This is a genomic window from Marinobacter lipolyticus SM19, assembly GCF_000397065.2.
GTDB lineage: Bacteria > Pseudomonadota > Gammaproteobacteria > Pseudomonadales > Oleiphilaceae > Marinobacter > Marinobacter lipolyticus.
In genome coordinates this window covers 64906-83960 of the sequence record NZ_KE007328.1, presented here as the reverse complement: position 1 = coordinate 83960, position 19055 = coordinate 64906, and the positions used below count along the sequence as shown (strand labels likewise).

The following is a 19055-nucleotide window of genomic DNA, read 5'->3' as shown; positions in this document are numbered from 1 at the left end:
ACTAGCCGCGGCACACACCATCCTTGGGGAGCTTTATATCGATGGCAGGATTGCAGAAAATTCTCATTGTTCTGTTGATTTTGTTCCTGGTCCTGCTGGCACTGGTCTTTTCCCTGAATAACCAGATGGCGGTTTCCCTGAATTTCCTGATCTTTGAGACCCAGCCTCATGGTGTGGCCGTCTGGATTATCATGTCCTTTGTTATTGGCGCACTGCTCGGTGTTCTGATTACCATGCTGGCGACTTTTCGAACCTCTGTTTCGCGCCGGAACCTTGAGAAACGACTTGCTCGTACCGAGCAGGCATTGGAGAAATCCAGGGCCGAGAACGACCGGACTCTTTAATGGACATAGTGCTTCAATGGCTGCTTCTGACAATCGCTGTGGCGGCTGGTTGGTTTGCCGGGCGCCTTGGCAGTTCCACGCGGCGCTCCAAGAAAGCCATTTCAGACGAAGAGTCGGTGCGGGATCGTCTTCAGTTTCTGTTTACCAACTACTCCGACCAGGCGGTAGAGAACTTTGTCCAGTCCTTGGCAGTAAACCGCGACACAGTTAGCCTGCATCTTTCTGTTGGTGCTCATTTCCGCCACAAGGGTGAAACCGACAGGGCAATTCTGATTCATCAAAACCTGCTTGCCCGCCCGGAACTTCCAACCCGTTTCTCCCCGCAAGTGACGTTCGAGCTTGCGCTGGATTATCTGAATGCCGGTCTTCTGGATAGGGCGGAAACGTTGCTCCATGAATTGATGGGGGACCGGGAATACGGCCGGAAATCGGCATTACAGCTGATTGAGTTGTATCAGCAGGAAAAAGAATGGGAGAAAGCAGCTCAGGTTGCCAGAACCCTGACGAGCGGTCAGACCGATCCTGCCGTTCTGAAAACCCTGGCCTATATCACTTGTGAACTTGCCGATGAAGCCCTTAAGAACGATGATCGCTGGGGCGCTCAGAAACTGGCCAAAGAAGCGCTGGATTACGATCAATCATGCGTCCGGGCCACCTTTATCATTATGAAGTTGCAGGTACGGCAGGGCAGTTTCAAGGAAGCTGCGAGTCAGAGTTTGAAAGTATTTGATCAGAACCCGGAATTTGGTTCCGAAGCGGTCGATCGTCTGATGAAGCTGGAGCATGAGCACGGCGATATCGGGCGCCTGGTGAAAAAACTCCGCAAGCTTTACGAAACCTGGCCGAGCACCAGCCTGCTGTTGGCGCTGGTGGAGTCGGTGGAGCGTGCATCCGGTCGTCCAGCTGCTATTGATTTGTTACGCCTTGAGCTGGAGGTTCGTCCCAGTGTCCGGGGGTTGTTGCGTCTGGTGGAGATGGCAGGCTACGAGAAAGGCATGACGACTGATGAAGGTCGTCTCGTCAGCCGTATCGGTCACCTGATTCTGGCCAACCGACCGGTTTACCGATGCGTCAGCTGTGGTTTCTCGGGCCGGCAGCTGCACTGGCTGTGTCCCAGTTGTAAACAATGGGAAACCGTTCGCCCGATTCAGGGCGTGGAAGCCGAATAGCCCTTTTTAATTCGATTATCTGCAGGATCCGACCGTGCAAACCAAAAACGACCCGAAAATCCTCGTCGCTCTCGATTTCCCTTCAGAAAACCCCGCGCTGGCGCTGGTGGATCAGCTGGACCCGGCGAAATGCCGCCTGAAAGTCGGCAAGGAGCTGTTCACCCGCTCCGGTCCGTCTCTGGTACGCGGCCTGCAGGACCGCGGTTTCGATGTGTTCCTGGATCTCAAATTCCACGATATCCCCAACACTACCTCCGCAGCAGTAGCGGCGGCGGCGGATCTTGGCGTGTGGATGGTGAACGTCCACGCCTCCGGCGGCGAAAACATGATGGTCGCCTGTCGCGAGCGCCTGGAAGCCTTCGGCGCTGACCGCCCGTTACTGATCGCGGTTACCGTACTCACCAGCATGTCAGCGGATGACCTGGCAGGTATCGGCATCACCGAGAGCCCGGAGGCCCACGTCTCCCGCCTGGCCACCCTCACCAAAAACTGCGGCCTCGACGGTGTCGTCTGCTCCGCCCAGGAAGCCCCCAAGCTGAAAGCCGAACAGGGCACCGACTTCAAACTGATCACCCCGGGCATCCGTCCCCTGAGCGCCGCCAAAGGCGACCAACAACGCATCATGACGCCTACGGATGCCCTCAAGGCCGGGTCCGACTACCTAGTTATCGGGCGTCCGATTACCCAGGCCTCTGACCCTCTGGCGGCTTTGGAGGCTATTCACTCTGAGATCGTGGCCCTCTGACTTCGGTGCCTGGCATTCTAGTTCGACCCTAACCTTTATGTTTGGCGGGAGTGGTGTGGCTGGACCCCGGAGGGGTGCTCGTAGCGGTTTTTGGGAGAAAGCTCCCATCGCCCCATACCCCAAACCAAGCAGGCTAGGGCAGAACCAAAACAGCAACCACCAATCCAGCCAGGAATACAAACCATAAAGGCCAAAAACGAAAAAACCCGCTAACTCAGAGAATTAGCGGGCTTTCGGAATAGTGGCTCCCCGAGCTGGGCTCGAACCAGCGACAAACGGATTAACAGTCCGTTGCTCTACCAACTGAGCTATCGGGGAACGTCGTCATGTGACGAGGCGCGTATATTAAGGTGGCTATACCGCCCCGTCAACCCCTGGCCAAAACTTTTTAGCCGAGGGCTTTCTGCAACCGCTCGATGGCCTTTTTCAGGTTATCCATGCTGGTCGCAAAGCTCAGGCGCATGTGGCCTGGGCAACCAAACGCCGAGCCTGGAACCAGGGCCACGCCCGCTTCAGTCAGCAGCTTCTCGGCGAATTCAACATCGGTGCTGACGCTGCTGTCGGCATCGATAGCGCCCTGGAAGCTCGGGAACACATAGAAGGTTCCGTCACCAGTCAGACACTCTACGCCAGGCAGCTTGTTCAGGGCCTCTACCAGCCAGTCATGACGTTCCTTGAACGCTGTGACCATCTCACTCACGCAATCCTGCGGGCCATCCAGGGCAGCCTGTGCGGCGGCCTGAGAGATCGACGCCGGGTTGGACGTGCTCTGGGACTGGATCTTCTTCATGGCGCCGATGATTTTTGCCGGGCCTGCGGCGTAGCCGATACGCCAGCCAGTCATGGAGTAAGCCTTGGATACACCATTCAGAACGAACGTGCGGTCGTAAAGTTCCGGGGTGGCGTTCAGGATGTTGCAGAACGGCTTGCCGGTCCACAGAATCGGTTCGTACATGTCGTCGGTGGCGATCATGATCTGCGGGTGTTTTTTCAGCACCTCACCAATGGCCTGCAGCTCTTCCAGGGTATAGGCCATACCGCTGGGGTTGGACGGGCTGTTGATCACGAACAGGCGGGTGCGATCGGTAATGGCGTTTTCCAGCTGTTCCGCGGTGATCTTGAAGCGGGTGTCAGCGGTGGTATCAATGATGACCGGCTGGCCTTCAGCGACCAGCACCATATCCGGGTAGGAGACCCAGTACGGCGCCGGGATGATGGCTTCATCACCTGGATTCAGTGTGGCAAGGGCGAGGTTGAAAAAGCTCTGTTTGCCACCACTGCTTACTAAAATCTGGTTGGCTTCGTATTCCAGGCCGTTGTCCCGTTTGAACTTCGCAATAATCGCCTTTTTCAGCGCGGGCGTGCCATCTACGGCAGTGTACTTGGTCTGGCCGTTCTTAATGGCCTCCATGGCTGCCTGTTTGATGTGTTCAGGGGTGTCGAAGTCCGGCTCGCCGGCACCGAGGCCGATAATGTCCTGGCCAGCAGCGCGTAATTCGGCTGCTTTGTTGGTGACAGCGAGGGTGGGAGAGGGCTTGATTGCCTGTACTCGGCTGGAAAGTTGAAGGTCCAAACTTGCGCTCCTTAAAGCTGCGTCTGATAGGGCTCCGATGCGCCGGCATCCAGTTGTTCTGGTTGGTTTGCGGGCGGTCGTCGATCGCAGTGATGGTACCATGAAGCCAGCGCAACGATAAATTTCTCTGTAGTATGCAGCAATAGAATATTCGAACCATTCAGTGGAGGTTGTCTGCCGATCATGGCCACTTCAGAAACCGGCGCCCTCATGAAAGACGGTGCGTTCAAGGTCGATTCACCATTCCAGCCCGCCGGGGATCAGCCCAAGGCGATCGCCGAATTGGTGGATGGTATTCAGTCGGGGCTGGCACACCAGACGCTGTTGGGGGTCACCGGCTCCGGCAAGACCTTCAGTATCGCCAATGTGATCCAGCAGGTTCAGCGGCCCACTATCATCATGGCGCACAACAAGACTCTGGCAGCGCAGCTGTATGGGGAGTTCCGGGAGTTTTTTCCGGACAACGCCGTTGAGTACTTCGTTTCCTACTACGATTACTACCAGCCGGAAGCCTATGTGCCTTCCTCGGACACTTTTATCGAAAAGGACGCGTCCATCAACGAGCACATCGAGCAGATGCGTCTGTCCGCCACCAAGGCGTTGCTGGAACGGCCGGATGCCATCATCGTGGCCACTGTATCCTCGATCTATGGTCTCGGCGATCCTCAGTCCTACCTGAAAATGATGTTGCACCTGGATCGGGGTGATCAGATCGATCAGCGTGACATCCTGCGGCGGCTGGCCGAGCTCCAGTACACCCGGAATGATGTTGAATTCCACCGGGCCAATTATCGGGTCAGGGGCGATGTGATCGATGTGTTTCCGGCGGAATCGGAGAAAGAAGCGATCCGCATCGAGTTGTTTGATGACGAGGTGGAAAACCTCAGCTATTTTGATCCGCTCACCGGAGAGGTGCTGCGGCGCGTACCCCGGGTCACCATCTACCCTAAATCCCACTACGTCACCCCCAGGCAGACCGTGCTGGACGCGGTTGAACGAATCAAGGTGGAGCTGGACGAACGACTGCAACAGTTGCGGGACAATAACCGCCTGGTGGAAGCACAGCGCCTGGAAGAACGGGCCCGCTACGACATCGAGATGATGATGGAGCTGGGGTACTGCAACGGCATCGAGAACTATTCCCGCTATCTGTCGGGTCGCCGTCCCGGTGAGGCGCCGCCCACGTTGTTCGATTACCTGCCACCCAACGCCTTGCTGGTGGTGGACGAGTCCCACGTTACCATTCCCCAGATCGGCGCCATGTACAAAGGTGACCGATCCCGTAAGGAAACCCTGGTGGAATACGGTTTCCGGCTGCCATCGGCACTGGATAACCGGCCCATGCGGTTCGACGAGTGGGAGCGGATTGCACCCCAGATGATCTTCGTCTCAGCTACCCCCGGCAACTACGAAGCCGACCATGCCGGGCAGGTGGTTGAGCAGGTGGTGCGACCGACCGGGTTGCTCGACCCGGAGATTGAAGTTCGTCCTGCGTCTACACAGGTGGACGATCTGTTATCGGAAATCCGTGCCCGTACTGCAGTGAATGAGCGAGTGCTGGTCACCACTCTGACCAAGCGCATGGCGGAGGATCTGACGGACTTCCTGATGGAGCACGATATCCGCGTTCGTTACCTGCACTCGGATATCGACACCGTCGAGCGGGTGGAAATTATCCGCGATCTGCGCCGGGGTGAGTTTGATGTGTTGGTCGGTATCAACCTGCTGCGGGAAGGACTGGATATGCCGGAGGTCTCCCTGGTGTCCATTCTGGATGCCGACAAGGAAGGTTTCCTGCGGTCCGAACGTTCACTGATTCAGACCATCGGGCGTGCCGCACGGAACATTCATGGCAAAGCCATTTTGTATGGTGACCGAATCACCGGCTCCATGCAGAGGGCCATTGATGAGACCGAGCGCCGACGTGCCAAACAGGAAGCCCATAATCTGGAGCAGGGTATTACCCCTCAGGGCCTGAACAAGAAAATCGCTGATATCATGGAAGGCGCGGGTGGCGGTGGTCGCGGTCGCCGCAGAGCTGAACGGCCCGGAGAGAAGGCAGCGGAAGAAGCCGAACAGTACCGTGCCAGGACCGGAAACAAGTCGCCTCAGGAAGTCCTCAAGGAAGTGGCGCGTCTGGAAGACGAGATGTACAAGGCGGCTGCGGAGCTGGATTTTGAAACCGCTGCCCGCCTGCGGGATGATATTTCCGAACTGAAGGAAGCCGCACTGCGGACGGGATAGTAGTTAGTCAGGTCGTTTCGGGCCAACAATGACCGCGGCCTGTAAAGGCTGATTGCGGCCATAACGGGACATCTTGTCAAAGACTCTGCGATCAATGGGCAGGTATTGTTTATCTGCGACGGTTTCACCGGCTTCGACGTCGATTTCCGGATCGTGGATGTAGACGAACTGGTCGTCAATGGCACAGACCGTAACCCAGTGGGGAACGCGGCTGCGGTTCAGTTGCCAGGTGCTGATCAGGATCACCGGGACGCTGCCTTCGTGCAGGGCGTTTTCCAGGCCGTCGAGCGTCAGCGGGTCATGATGGAGCTGAATTCCGGTCTGGCCAATGTCGTGCAAAAAACCCTCGTGCACCAGTTCCAGTACCCGTTTCTTGTCGTCATTTCTGACAGTATCTTTGAACAGGGCGCCTTCCTTGCTGATCCAGGCACTGGCATGGAAGCCCCGGTTCCAGGCGGACAGCGCCAGGCCGTGGGGACCGCAGCCGCCGTGGCCGGCAAGCATGAATATGGTGGTGGCCTCGCGCCACAGTTTCAGTTCTTCCAGGGTGGTTACAGGCTGGTGGTGGTCTATGGTTGCCATCGCCATGATCAATGCTGCCGGGCCACAGGAGAACTCGGTGGTTTGCGGGTAGTAGGGCACCTGCGGGAACTCACGGGACGGTTCATAGAACAGGATACGGCGCTCGAAACGCAGGGCGTCGCCGTGATCCTCGTAGTAGTCCCGGTAGGTTCCGAACTGACGATACCCGAGGCGCCTGTAGAGATTGATGGCAGCGGCATTGTCCTCCCGTACTTCCAGTCGCATCACGATGCGATCTGCTTCCACGGCCTCCTTTTCAGCTTCCCGCACCAGCTTTTCACCAAGACCCCGGCCTCGTATGTCAGGGGAGACGGCGATGGAATAGATGCGAGCAAGTCGGGTCGCGGCGCTCATCAGAACCAGGCAGTAGCCCACCAGCTCGTTTTCCAATTCAGCAATGATCAGCCGGTCCCGGGGCATTTCCAGGAAACGCCGGAAACTCCGCCGGGAGAGTCGGTCCTCGCGGAAGCAGCGGTGTTCCAGCTGTATCAAGGCGTCCAGGTCATCCTGGGTGGCTTGGCGGAGGGTCAGATCGGACATAAACGTGGTGCCTTGGTACATCGTGGCCGGGTGTGCTCGCGTGCTTCCCGTATCAGGCTATTATGGTAGAGAGTCCGGCAAGCGCAACCATGCGTAAAAGCACGCATCCTGAAAGGATTGTGCGGGTATGGGGGCAGGCGTATTGTTGCCGGAATTCTGTCTGTTCTTACCTCCAGGGAGGGATGTCATGTCCCGTTTGCTCATCGTTGTGGATCGCGCCAAAGACTGGGCCCCGTATTATCCCAGTGAGGATGTCCTCACCTTTGATCAGTACCTTCAATTTTCCGCGCCGCCTTCCAGTCGGGTGCGGGTCATTAATCTGTGTCAGAGCGCGAAGTATCTTAGCCGGGGCTATTACTGTTCCCTGCTGGCGGAGGCCCGTGGTCACCATGTGGTTCCATCCGTGATGACCCTGAACGACCTGAGCCGCAAGGGGCTGTTTTCCCTGGAGCTGGAAGAGCTGGATGCCAGCGTTATTAACTGGCTGGAAGCGGCCGGATCCGAGATTGATCCGGCTAGCGACGAACGCCACGCCACACACGAAGTGCGTATCCGCACGTACTTTGGCCAGGCGGAGCACCCAGACCTGAAGCCGGTTGCCCGCGCTCTTTTTGAGCGCTTTCCGTGCCCGATCCTGGAAATCGTCTTCAAACGCCGCAAGGCCTGGCAGATTGAATCCATGAAGCCGGCGGCACCGGCGGACCTGGATGAGAAAGAGCAGGACGTCTTCGCCACGGCCTTCGATCGCTTTAGCAGCATGGTCTGGCGCAAACCCCGAACGCGCCGGCGCTATCGCTTTGACCTGGCAGTGCTGGTTAATCCGGAAGAGGAAATGCCACCCAGCGACAAGGTGGCACTCAGCCGTTTCGAGAAGGCCGGACGCAAACTCGGTATCAATGTGGAACAGATTACCCGTCGTGAATATATGCGCCTGCCGGAATACGATGGCCTGTTCATCCGGGAAACCACGGCGATTGATCACCATACCTACCGCTTTGCCCGCAAGGCAGAAGCCGAGGGTATGGTGGTGATTGATGATCCGGTATCGATCCTGCGCTGCACCAACAAGGTGTTCCTTGCCGATCTGCTCAAGAACAACAAGGTGCCCACTCCCAAGACCCTGATTCTGTCGAAAGACCAGAAAGACAGCGTGGAACAGGTGGTCCGCGAGCTCGGCTTTCCGGCGGTGATCAAGATTCCAGACGGCGCCTTTTCGCGAGGGGTAACCAAGGCGGTAGATGAGAAATCATTGAAGGCGGGCCTGAAGGAGCTCTTCAAACAATCGGCCCTGGTACTGGCCCAGGAATACCTCTACACCGATTACGACTGGCGTATCGGCGTACTGGGTGGTCGGGCCATTTATGCCTGCAAATACTATATGGTGAAAGGCCACTGGCAAATCTATCAGCACGGCGGAGCCGAAGTGGACAGCGGCGGATTCGAGACCATGCCGACCTATGAAGTACCGCGAAATGTGATTCAGGCCGCCCTGAATGCGACGCGGTTGATCGGCAATGGCCTTTACGGTGTCGACATCAAGCAGTCCGGGAACCGGGTCGCGGTGATTGAAGTCAACGATAACCCCAGCATCGATGCGGGTGTCGAGGACCGTTTCCTGGGTGGTGAGCTCTACACCCTGATCATGCAGGAATTCCTTTCCCGCATGGAAGATAACCGGCGCCGTTAATGGGCGCCGTACCAGGTGCGCAGGCTTCCGAACCAGGGATAGTGGGCTAATTGTTTTCTGATCTCGCTGTTTTCAAGCGCTGGCTCGTGCTCCCGGTTATCAAAGAACAGTTCCATGTGCACCTTATTCTTCAGATAGTGCAGGCGCAGACGGGTGTGGGACGGCAATTCACCCATGTGTCTGGTGAGAACGTCGACAATTTCCTGCCTGGAGGGAAGCTGTTCCGAAGTGGGTGGGTGGTCCTCATCGTGTTCGGCGTCAATGTGAAAATTGATATCCCGAATGTTGCCGAGGGCGTCCCGCATGTTGGACACCACCTGCATGCCAATCTGATGACCTTCCGATACGCTGATTTCCGGGCGCACCACTAAATGGATATCCAGCAGGATGTCATGTCCCATCCGGCGGCTGCGGAGTTCGTGTACGTTACGTACACCGTCGGTATCGTTGGCAATGATCTTCAGCATCCGGGTGTCTTCCGCCGACAGTCCGGTGTCAACCAGTTCCTTGACACTGTCCCAGGTGAATTTCCAGCCGATGTGAATAACGATGGCCGCAATCACCACTGCGGCCAGAATATCGAGCCAGATAAAACCAACCATTGCCCCAATGGTGGAGAATAGGACAATGACGGAGGAAAATGCGTCTGTGCGGCTATGCCAGGCGTTAGCAATAATCAGATCCGACCGTATTGCCTGACCGACGTGCCGGGTGTAGCGATAAATCCACTCTTTACTGCCAACTGACACGGCAGCAGCGACCAGCACCGGCCATTCGGGCACATGATCGGCGCCGCCAGCAAACAGGCGCAGAATGTTATCCCAGGCCAGAATGGCGCCGACGGCAATCAGAATGCTGCCCAGAGCGAGGGTGCCAATGGTTTCGATGCGCTGGTGGCCGTATGGATGGTTTTGATCCGGCGCCTGACGTGAAAATCGCATTACTCCGAGAACCACTAAATCCGATGCGACGTCACTGAATGAATGAATGCCGTCGACGATCAGGGCCTGGGAATGGAAAAGAGCACCGGCGATGACTTTAATGGCGCCAAGCACTGCATCCAGGATCATACCAATGACTGTCACCCGTGAAGCGGCCTGTCGTTCCGCATCCAGATTGGCACTGTGGTGAACTGACGCTTTCTGGTGTAGGGACATTTCGTGGCAATCTCCGGTAAGTTCTGGGCTCATTATAGCGGTAATGGAGTGCTTTCCGAGCAAAAGGGTAAAAAGCGGTACCTCTGTACGATTTATGCACATGGTGACAAAACGGTGAATCTGTAACGTTTTGTTCTTATGTGTTGGCCCGTAATGCAAATACTCTGTAAGACTATGATATCAAAGAAAAAAATAACTGGTCAAAAAATGATCAATCTGTAGACCGGCGCAGTTATCAAGGGATAGCAACCGTTGCCCCTCGATTTTCAACAGGTTTATCCACAGAAACCGTGGAAAAGCTTACGAGACGTCCACGTTACAGGCATTTACGGGTGAAATAAGTAAGTTGGAAGATGCTGTGGAAAACTTCCGGTATACTCCGCGTCACCCAAACGCAAGGAGTTTTTTCGATGTACGGCGCTATTCGCAATCTGTTATTCCGGTTGCCCCCGGAACAGGCCCACAACTTTGCACTTTCCGGACTTGACCTGGCCGACCGATTTGGATTGCTGAAGGCATTGGCTCCGAAGTTTGATGCATGCCCAGTGAATGTTATGGGGCTGGAGTTTCCCAATCCGGTGGGATTGGCTGCCGGTCTGGACAAGAATGCCGACCATCTGGATGCCCTCGGCGCCCTGGGCTTTGGATTCATCGAAGTGGGAACCGTGACGCCGTTGGCTCAGCCTGGCAACCCGAAGCCTCGCATGTTCCGGTTGCCCGAACATCAGGCCATCATCAATCGCATGGGCTTTAATAATGAAGGCCTCGAGCACATGCTTGCCCGGATAGACAAGCGTCGGTATCAAGGCATCCTTGGCATCAATGTCGGCAAGAACAAGGACACTCCCAATGAAGAGTCCGAATCGGACTACCGTAAGGGTATCGCCGCCGTGTATTCCCGGGCTGACTATATCACTGTGAACGTTTCTTCGCCGAACACACCCGGGCTGCGGGATCTTCAGTTCGGAGATTCCCTGAAGCGCCTGCTGGATGCCGTCAAGGACGAACAGGGCAAATGTGTTGCCAACACCTCACGCTATGTTCCCATCGCGGTCAAGATCGCACCGGATATGGACGACGAGGGAATCCGGTTTGTTGCACAAGCGTTGCGAAACTCGGGGCTGGATGGCGTTATCGCTACCAATACAACCATCGGACGTGATGCGGTCCAGGGACACCCGCATGCGGATGAAGCCGGTGGGCTGAGTGGAGCGCCAGTGCGTGAGCCTTCCCTGAGGGTGATTAAGGGGCTGTACGCGGAACTGGGCGAAGATCTGCCCATCATCGGCGTGGGCGGAATCACAGACGGCGAGAGTGCCGCTGAAAAGATTCAGGCAGGGGCAAAACTGGTCCAGATATATACCGGTTTCATATACCGGGGACCGGCATTAATCAAAGAGGCCGTCGAGGCGATTCGTAAGCTGCAGTGAGCCGGAAATTTCGGGAGTGGTAAAAAAGGCGCAGGATTTCTTTGGGCCCAGAACGAAGGTGGGCCCGCTGAGCGGGCCCTTGCGGGGAATAAACCCCGTGGCGCTTCTTCGCATGATACGGGTCGGGAGGACCCGTTTGGGTTATTCTGAATGTTGCGTCAAATTGTATGTGTTAAAAGATCAGATTAAAGATCGGGGTTAATGGACTGCGTCACGCGGTGGTGACATTTGCGAGCTTATGGATGCCGGATACACCGGTCATGCCCTCCCATTGATCTGTGCGGCCTTCTCGCCACCCGTTTAACCATTCCTGGCGGACTTCCATTTGCTCTAACGGGCAGCTGTCTTTGGATTTACCGGACACACCGGCCAGATAACCCCGTTTGAATGCACGAGCGTACATATCTCTTTTCTGTCTTTTCATGCCGTTCCTCACTGATGGATTAACAGAACAAGCGTGTACACTTCTGCTGTAGCCCTGGCATGCGGTTGCCCCCAAGAACAAACCAAGTGGGGTAACTCACTATTGCCAGTTCCGGCCAGAGCAGTCAGGATCCTGTTAACGGAGAAGCTCGTAAGCTCTCCCGAACGACGCGTCTCATACAAGGTAAGTCGAACATCGCGCCGATGTACACTAATTATTTCATCTATATGAAGCTTCTCTTATAGTTGTGTGACATAACGAAGGTGTATTGATCCAGAGAAAATGCGCCATTTCCATGCAGTTAGCCGAATACCGAAACTCCCGGGAGTAGAACTTGTCTGATTCTGTCTTTTTCGTAACCTGTCCGAAGGGCGTCGAGTACCTTCTGGCGGATGAACTTCGCACCTTCGGTATGGAACCAGTGCGAAATGCGCCTGCTGGCGTGTGGGCAGAAGGGCCCCTGGAAAGCGGCTACAGGGCGTGTCTCTGGTCGCGGCTGGCGAACCGCGTCATTCTTCACATCGACGAGGTCAGTGCCACCAGCGGCGACGAGCTCTATGATGGCGTGGTGCACCTGGACTGGCAGCAGCACGTCCCGGCCAATGGCAGCTTCCGGGTCATGTTCCTGGGACAGAATGAGGCGATTCGAAACACCCAGTACGGTGCCCAGCGGGTTAAAGACGGCATTGTTGACCGCATGCGATCGAGCAGCGGGCAGCGACCCTCAGTGGATGCCAAAACACCGGATGTCACTATTTCAGCGCGCCTGAACCGTGGTCGCCTGTCTCTGGGGCTGGATCTCAGTGGCCACAGCCTTCATATGCGTGGTTACCGTACCGAGAAGGGGGTTGCCCCGCTCAAGGAAAACCTGGCGGCGGCACTGCTGTTACGCGCGGGCTGGCCGGAATTGGTCAAAGCTGGCGGCGATTTTATTGATCCGATGTGCGGCTCCGGCACGCTGGCTATCGAGGCAGCATTGATGGCGCTGGATATTGCTCCTGGTCGGAACACGGACCGGTTCGGTTTTGAGACGTGGCCCGGCCACCTGCCGGAGTTGTGGCTGCAACTGCGCCAGGAAGCCGAACGCCGTGCCCACGAAGGCAAGCAGGGCGAGCTGCCCCGTATTGCCGGCTACGATCAGGACAGCCGTGTCATTGCCACCGCCTGGAAAAATATCCAACGTGCGGGGCTGGACGGCCTGGTTCATGTTGAATGTCGATCGGTCGAAGACCTTGCCCTTGACGGCGAATGGGCTGAGCAGGGTCTGGTGTTGACCAATCCTCCCTATGGTGAGCGTTTGAGCGAGCGTAAGGAGCTGGGGGCGCTTTACCGTTCTCTGGGCGAGGCAGTGAAGGCTGCGGTGCCCGGTTGGCGACTGGGGGTATTTACCGGCGCGCCAGAGTTCGGCAAATCCGTCGGCCTGCGCAGCTACAAGCAGTACAACCTGTTTAACGCCAAGCTGCCGGCGCAACTGCTGCTGTTCTCGGTAGACGACGCCAGCGCGATGACACCCCGGGAGCCGGGAATACCCGGTGAAGTTCAACCTCGCATCGCCAATGAAGAACGGGCGGCAATGCTGCGTAACCGGCTGAAGAAGAACCTGAAGACGATTGGTCAATGGGCCCGCAAGCAGGGCATTGAATGCTATCGACTCTATGATGCAGATATGCCGGAATTTGCCCTGGCCATCGATATTTATGACGGGCGGGTTCACGTCCAGGAATACGCTGCGCCCAAATCGGTGGACGAACGCTCCGCGCGGGAGCGGCTGGCGGAAGCGTTGGCAGTCATTCCCGACGCACTCGGGGTTGAGCGGGAGGACATAGTGTGCAAACACCGCCAGCGACAGTCAGGCACTTCCCAGTACGAGAAGCAGGCGGCCAGCGGTGAGTTTTTCAATGTTCACGAGCATGGCTGTGCGCTGAAGGTAAACCTCAAGGATTATCTGGATACCGGTCTGTTCCTTGATCATCGTCCTGTGAGGCACTGGATTCAGCAGCATGCCTCTGGCAAGCGCTTTCTGAACCTGTTCTGTTACACCGGGGCGGCAACGGTGCACGCTGCGGTTGGTGGCGCGAGCCGGTCCCTGAGCCTGGATATGTCGAAGACCTATGTGAAGTGGGCCGAGGACAATCTGGCGCTAAATCGGATCGATGCCCGCCATCACAAGGTGGAGCAGGCGGATTGTCTGGCCTGGCTGGCGGCGAAGCCAACTCCGGACCAGCGGTTCGATCTGATTTTCATGGACCCACCCACGTTTTCCAATTCCGCCCGGATGGCCGGGGTGCTGGATATCCAGAAGGATCATGGCAAGCTGGTCCGTCAGGCAATGCAGCGACTGACGTCAGAGGGGCTGCTGATCTTCTCCAACAACTTCCGACGCTTCAAGCTGGATGAGGCACTGGAGCAGGAATTTGCCATTGAGGAAGTGTCACGGGACACCATCGACAAGGACTTCCAGCGTAATGCGCGGATTCATCGGTGCTGGCATATTCGCCATAAAGTGTGAATTTAACCCGTAGGTCGGATTAGCGCAGCGTAATCCGACACCTTTGCCTGCATGATTGTTGCCATATATCTTGTCGGATTACGCTGCGCTAATCCGACCTACTAGAACTCGTATCGAACCCCGCCAGAGAACTGGAAGGTGTTGGCACCTGACCCGGTATCCTTGAACAGTCGGCCACCTTCAAACACCAGGTAGCCGTTGTCGATCACTTCAAAGTCCACCCCCGCCAGCCAGCTGATGCTGAAGCTGCTGTCGGGGAAGTCTCCCTCAATATCCCGGAACTGGCGGTTTTCGTCCGCATCGGCGTTGGCCAGTTCGGCGTCGCCGCTGATGTGGGAGAAACCGGCCTGGGCGTAGACATTGGCGTAGCTGGTGACGGGATAATGTAACCCGAGGTACCAACTGGCGAAGTAGTCGATGGAGAGGGTCAGGTCGCCGGTTTTGGCATCTTTGTAGCCACCGCCGGCGCGAACTTCCGCGTGGAACAGATCAGTGATGTGCCCGCCAACAACGAGTGTGCCAGTCTGGCCCCAGGCGGAGTCGTTGCTGATTTCGCCGATGCTGCGATGGTTCAGCGCGGTGGCGTAAACGCCAACGTAGTGCATGTCCTCGCGGGCTTTCTCCTCGGCCGAGGTGAGATCAGCGCCGAGCAGTGCGATGGGCAGCAGGGCTGCCGGAAGAGCTTGTCGCAACACCTTGTTCATTGTTATGGGCTTTCCTGACGATTGCGGGTACGGGCAGATTCTGCCTTCTGTAACGGTGTGTTACGTCGACCCGCGTCACACTTCCCTCAGGGAACCCCGGATTACTCTCTTAGTCTTCCAGCAGGCCTTCTTCGCGGGCCAGCAGGAGTAGGGCATAAACGCCGTTTTCTGATTGTGTGGGCTCCAATCCCTCATCAAACAGCAGTTGGCGGCGGCGGTCTTCAAGTCTGTCGGTATCGGAGGTGGTGATCAGCTCGGTAATGGGGGCGATTTCGAATGGGGCTTCCATACTGACCGCGGTGAAGATCAGGTCCACCAGGATTTCATCCGGGTCCATGCCATCGGTGAACACAGTCTGGTCTGGCAGGTCCTGATGGAGTTCCCGTGCCAGTTCGATCAGTGGCACGCCCTGTTCTTCCAGGTAGAGCAGGTCGATGTCGCCCAGGTCGCCGTCTTCGGGGATCCAGCTGTCTTCCGGAGCAATGACAACGGTTTTCAGGCGGCCGTCTTCCAGTGACCAGGACATGGCGGTGGGAAACAGGGTGTCGTCGGTCTGGCAGTATTCGATGTCGAGAAATCGTGGTAGCGGCAAGGTAAACTCCCGGTGCCATTTAGTTCGTGTCTATGTCGGATTACGCTGCGCTAATCCGACCTACGTTTGCGTGTCGGCGGCTCCACCGTAGGTCGGATTAGGCGAAGCCGTAATCCGACGAACTTTGGTTAGCAGTATGACGGTTATTGGCTTCATGCCATACTGTTGGCGGTATTATCAGTTAATCAGGAGCATCATGGAACACGCGCAGTTTAATCACGGTTTGCTGAATTTTCTCGATTCCTCCCCAACCCCCTGGCATGCGGTGGCCACCATAAAGGCCCGCCTCGACGAGGCTGGCTTTGCGGAGCTGGATGAGAAAGACGAGTGGTCGCTGGAGAAGGGGCAGGGCTACTACGTAATCCGTAACGGTTCTTCGATTGTGGCGTTTCGTACCGGCAAGGGAGAGGTTGTGGAAAGCGGCATCCGTATGGTCGGCGCTCACACAGACAGTCCCTGTCTGAAGGTGAAGCCCAACCCGGAGCTTCGCCGTAAGGGGTTTTTCCAGGTCGGAGTGGAAGTCTACGGCGGCGTATTACTGAACCCCTGGTTTGACCGTGATCTGTCGCTTGCTGGCCGTGTTACCGTTCTTGACGACGCCGGTACCGTGAAGGATGTATTGGTTAACTTCAGCAAGCCGGTTGCGTTTATTCCCAGCCTGGCAATCCATCTGGACCGTGAGGCTAACAGCAACCGCTCCATCAATGCCCAGACTGACCTGCCACCGGTGATGATGCAGGTGCCGGATTCTGATACCACAACGTTTGCTTCCTTGCTGGAGCGTCAGATAGCCACCGAAGCCGGAATCGGGGTTCGCAAGGTGCTGGGCTATGAACTGAGCTTTTACGATGCCCGCGGTGCCTCGTTTGTGGGGTTACGGGACGAGTTCATTGCTTCGGCTCGGCTGGACAATCTGCTGAGCTGTTACATTGGTCTCCAGGCATTACTGGACACCTCCGCTGATGAGCCCACGCTGCTGGTCTGCAATGATCACGAAGAGGTGGGAAGTGTGTCGGCGGAAGGTGCCCAGGGGCCATTCCTGTCAGCTCTTCTGGATCGCTGGTGTGGGACAGAAAAGTCCCGAGTCATTGCGCGCTCGATGATGATTTCGGCGGACAACGCCCACGGCATCCATCCCAACTACATGGACCGCCACGACGAGAACCACGGTCCGCTGATCAATCAGGGGCCAGTGATCAAGGTCAACCACAACCAGCGTTATGCCACCAACAGTCGTTCCGCCGGGGTGTACCGCCATATCAGTGACGAGTTGGGATTGCCCTACCAGACATTCGTTGTGCGAAGTGATATGGGTTGCGGCAGCACCATCGGACCGCTGACAGCCGGGAATCTGGGGGTGACGACGCTCGACATCGGTGTGCCTCAGCTGGGTATGCACTCGATTCGTGAGATGACCGGAACGGAAGACGGTTATACACTGTATCGTGTAATGCAGGCATTTATGCAGCGACCTCAGATTTTCTGAGGTCCTGAACGAAAAATGCCGCTGGTTTCAGAAGAAACAGCGGCATTTCGGAATAAGTGGCTCCCCGAGCTGGGCTCGAACCAGCGACAAACGGATTAACAGTCCGTTGCTCTACCAACTGAGCTATCGGGGAACAGCTAAGTGGCGCGAATAATAAGGGCTTTATTCGTTGGGGTCAACCCTCTGAATTAAAAGGTTAAAAATTGTACTACCAGTCTGCTCCCCATCCCGTGCCGCCGGATATTGGTAAACGGGTGTTCCGTTATCAGCCACCACCGTGGCTTCGTAACGGTCACCTGCAATCGGTGTGGCCAACGCTGTTTCGCAAGGTGACTCTGGCCGAGCCAGAAAGGGAGGTGCTCACCACCTGCGATAATGACGAATTGCACCTGGACTGGTACCGACAGGGCAGTGACCGGCTGGCAATATTGTCCCACGGGCTTGAGGGACACAGTCGCAGGCCGTATATGCTTGGGCTGACCCGGGCGCTGCTGACGGCGGGATGGGATGTGCTGGCCTGGAACTTCCGTTCCTGCGGCGGAGTGATGAACCTGCAGCCCCGGTTCTACCACAGTGGTGCCACGGAAGATCTGGATCGCGTGGTGCGTCACGGGTTGTCGCGGGACTATCGGACGTTATTCCTTTCCGGTTTCAGTATGGGTGGTAACCTGACCCTGCTGTACCTGGGTCAACAGTCGGAGAGAGTGGACAGCCGCATCTGTGGTGCGGTTACCTATTCCGTGCCCTGTGATTTGGCGGGCAGTGCGGATGAATTGGCCAAACCCAGCCGGAAAATCTACATGCAGCGATTCCTGAGGGATCTGCATATCAAGATGGAAGAGAAAGCCCGGCGTTTTCCGGATCTGATAGATGTAACCGGCTTCGATAGCATTCGTAGCTTTCACGAATTTGATAACCGCTACACAGCGCCATTGCATGGCTTTCGTGATGCCCGGGATTACTGGGCCAGCTGCTCTGCTCTCGGTAAGCTGCGGGATATCCGTGTGCCGTCACTGATGGTGAACGCCGCTGATGATCCCTTCCTGTCTCCCCAGTGCTTTCCGGAATCGCGGGAGCTGTTGGGGCAGCACGTTCGTCTGGAAGCGCCGCGCTGGGGTGGTCATGTAGGGTTTGTAGAGCACGCCCGGGACGGCTACTACTGGTCTGAACGCCGGGCCATAGCTCATATCCAGACCGTGGCGGGATAACCCGGATTATTTCAGCAGCGGCTCCAGCTCGGGCCAGATATTGGCCAGCAACTGGCTCTGGGCCGCAGCAGAAGGGTGTATGCCGTCAGGCTGCATCATACCGTCCTGGTCGTAGATGCCTTCGAGAAAGAACTCAACCAGACCGGTGTCGTACCGCTCCGCCAGTTTCGGAAATATGCCGGCAAAGATCCGGGTGTAGCGTTCACCGTAGTTGGGCGGTATCTGCATGCCGACCAGTAACGGGTGGGCGCCGGCATTACGGACATGCTCAATCATTCTGGCCAGATTTTTCTCAATCACATTTGGCGGGAAACCTCGCAGCCCATCGTTGCCGCCCAATTCGATAACCACAACCTCCGGATCGTGCTTCTGGAGCAGTTCCGGCAGGCGTCTGAGCCCGCCGTCGGTCGTTTCTCCACCGATGCTGGCGTTGACGACCTCCCAGTTTTCCAGGCCCTCGGCATCCAGGCGGCCACGCAACAGGGTCACCCAGGCCTCTTCGGTTTGAACGCCGTGGGCCGCGCTCAGGCTGTCTCCAACAATCAGCAAGGTATTGGATGCCGGACTCTCATCAGCCTGACTCTGTGTGAAGACACAAAGAAAAACGATGAAAACTATTGATCTCAGACGTAAAAATACCGTATCCATAGACAACCCGTTA

The 19055-nt window shown here is 56.7% G+C and carries 16 protein-coding genes and 2 tRNA genes; 9 read left to right on the top strand and 9 right to left on the bottom strand.

Features of this window, described 5'->3' with window-relative positions; genetic code table 11:
* Positions 1–41: 41 nt before the first annotated feature.
* Genes MARLIPOL_RS16390 through pyrF form a run of 3 tightly spaced genes read left to right on the top strand, consistent with a single transcriptional unit; the run spans position 42 to position 2258 of the window.
* Positions 42–344 carry a LapA family protein gene (locus MARLIPOL_RS16390; RefSeq protein ID WP_012139424.1) on the top strand — a complete coding sequence of 101 codons (303 nt, stop codon included), beginning with the start codon at positions 42–44 and terminating at the stop codon, positions 342–344.
* Entirely contained in the window at positions 344–1513 is a 1170-nt protein-coding gene (gene lapB, locus MARLIPOL_RS16385; RefSeq protein ID WP_012139423.1) for a lipopolysaccharide assembly protein LapB, read from the top strand. The genes MARLIPOL_RS16390 and lapB overlap by 1 nt, the downstream gene beginning before the upstream one ends.
* A gap of 34 nt (positions 1514–1547) precedes the next feature.
* Complete coding sequence (pyrF, locus tag MARLIPOL_RS16380) at positions 1548–2258, top strand: orotidine-5'-phosphate decarboxylase (RefSeq protein WP_012139422.1); 711 nt, start codon at positions 1548–1550, stop codon at positions 2256–2258.
* Positions 2259–2500: 242 nt separating this feature from the next.
* On the opposite strand, the gene MARLIPOL_RS16375 is transcribed toward pyrF, so the two are convergent.
* Together MARLIPOL_RS16375 and MARLIPOL_RS16370 are read right to left on the bottom strand one after the other, a co-directional pair.
* Positions 2501–2576: transfer RNA gene (locus MARLIPOL_RS16375), tRNA-Asn, on the bottom strand.
* Positions 2577–2646: 70 nt separating this feature from the next.
* Positions 2647–3831 carry a pyridoxal phosphate-dependent aminotransferase gene (locus MARLIPOL_RS16370; RefSeq protein WP_012139420.1) on the bottom strand — a complete coding sequence of 395 codons (1185 nt, stop codon included), beginning with the start codon at positions 3829–3831 and terminating at the stop codon, positions 2647–2649.
* 210 nt (positions 3832–4041) lie between these two features.
* On the opposite strand from MARLIPOL_RS16370, the gene uvrB reads away from it, so the two are divergent.
* The gene (gene uvrB / locus MARLIPOL_RS16365; protein WP_012139419.1) at positions 4042–6075 is read left to right on the top strand and encodes an excinuclease ABC subunit UvrB; all 2034 of its coding nucleotides are present in this window, start codon (positions 4042–4044) and stop codon (positions 6073–6075) included.
* 3 nt (positions 6076–6078) lie between these two features.
* On the opposite strand, the gene rimI is transcribed toward uvrB, so the two are convergent.
* Positions 6079–7197, bottom strand: a complete 1119-nt coding sequence (gene rimI / locus MARLIPOL_RS16360; protein WP_012139418.1) for a ribosomal protein S18-alanine N-acetyltransferase — start codon at positions 7195–7197, stop codon at positions 6079–6081.
* A gap of 187 nt (positions 7198–7384) precedes the next feature.
* On the opposite strand from rimI, the gene MARLIPOL_RS16355 reads away from it, so the two are divergent.
* Positions 7385–8884 (top strand): RimK family protein, encoded by a 1500-nt coding sequence (locus tag MARLIPOL_RS16355; RefSeq protein ID WP_012139417.1) that lies wholly within the window; start codon positions 7385–7387, stop codon positions 8882–8884.
* Here MARLIPOL_RS16355 and MARLIPOL_RS16350 read toward each other — a convergent pair.
* Positions 8881–10041 carry a cation diffusion facilitator family transporter gene (locus MARLIPOL_RS16350; RefSeq protein ID WP_012139416.1) on the bottom strand — a complete coding sequence of 387 codons (1161 nt, stop codon included), beginning with the start codon at positions 10039–10041 and terminating at the stop codon, positions 8881–8883. The two genes, MARLIPOL_RS16355 and MARLIPOL_RS16350, sit on opposite strands and share 4 nt — an antisense overlap.
* Positions 10042–10451: 410 nt before the next feature.
* Here MARLIPOL_RS16350 and MARLIPOL_RS16345 point away from each other — a divergent pair, with 410 nt between their 5' ends.
* The gene (locus MARLIPOL_RS16345) at positions 10452–11471 is read left to right on the top strand and encodes a quinone-dependent dihydroorotate dehydrogenase (RefSeq protein WP_012139414.1); all 1020 of its coding nucleotides are present in this window, start codon (positions 10452–10454) and stop codon (positions 11469–11471) included.
* A gap of 211 nt (positions 11472–11682) precedes the next feature.
* On the opposite strand, the gene rmf is transcribed toward MARLIPOL_RS16345, so the two are convergent.
* Positions 11683–11895, bottom strand: a complete 213-nt coding sequence (gene rmf, locus MARLIPOL_RS16340) for a ribosome modulation factor (protein ID WP_036192202.1) — start codon at positions 11893–11895, stop codon at positions 11683–11685.
* Positions 11896–12229: 334 nt separating this feature from the next.
* Between rmf and rlmKL the strand changes: the two genes are divergently transcribed.
* The gene (gene rlmKL / locus MARLIPOL_RS16335; RefSeq protein ID WP_012139412.1) at positions 12230–14404 is read left to right on the top strand and encodes a bifunctional 23S rRNA (guanine(2069)-N(7))-methyltransferase RlmK/23S rRNA (guanine(2445)-N(2))-methyltransferase RlmL; all 2175 of its coding nucleotides are present in this window, start codon (positions 12230–12232) and stop codon (positions 14402–14404) included.
* Between the two features lie 101 nt (positions 14405–14505).
* Here rlmKL and MARLIPOL_RS16330 read toward each other — a convergent pair whose 3' ends face one another.
* Together MARLIPOL_RS16330 and MARLIPOL_RS16325 are read right to left on the bottom strand one after the other, a co-directional pair.
* On the bottom strand, positions 14506–15108 hold the full coding sequence (locus MARLIPOL_RS16330; RefSeq protein WP_012139411.1) for an outer membrane beta-barrel protein: 603 nt from the start codon (positions 15106–15108) through the stop codon (positions 14506–14508).
* Positions 15109–15217: 109 nt separating this feature from the next.
* Positions 15218–15700, bottom strand: coding sequence for a hypothetical protein (locus tag MARLIPOL_RS16325; RefSeq protein WP_012139410.1), 483 nt, complete (start codon positions 15698–15700; stop codon positions 15218–15220).
* A gap of 196 nt (positions 15701–15896) precedes the next feature.
* On the opposite strand from MARLIPOL_RS16325, the gene MARLIPOL_RS16320 reads away from it, so the two are divergent.
* Positions 15897–17186 (top strand): M18 family aminopeptidase, encoded by a 1290-nt coding sequence (locus tag MARLIPOL_RS16320; RefSeq protein ID WP_012139408.1) that lies wholly within the window; start codon positions 15897–15899, stop codon positions 17184–17186.
* A gap of 57 nt (positions 17187–17243) precedes the next feature.
* Here MARLIPOL_RS16320 and MARLIPOL_RS16315 read toward each other — a convergent pair.
* A tRNA-Asn gene (locus MARLIPOL_RS16315) sits at positions 17244–17319 on the bottom strand.
* 70 nt (positions 17320–17389) lie between these two features.
* On the opposite strand from MARLIPOL_RS16315, the gene MARLIPOL_RS16310 reads away from it, so the two are divergent.
* Positions 17390–18394, top strand: coding sequence for a YheT family hydrolase (locus MARLIPOL_RS16310; protein ID WP_012139407.1), 1005 nt, complete (start codon positions 17390–17392; stop codon positions 18392–18394).
* 6 nt (positions 18395–18400) lie between these two features.
* Here the strand turns inward: MARLIPOL_RS16310 and MARLIPOL_RS16305 are convergent, their stop codons facing one another.
* A complete protein-coding gene (locus tag MARLIPOL_RS16305) occupies positions 18401–19042 on the bottom strand; it encodes an arylesterase (protein ID WP_012139406.1) in 642 nt (213 codons plus the stop codon).
* Between the last annotated feature and the right edge of the window lie 13 nt (positions 19043–19055).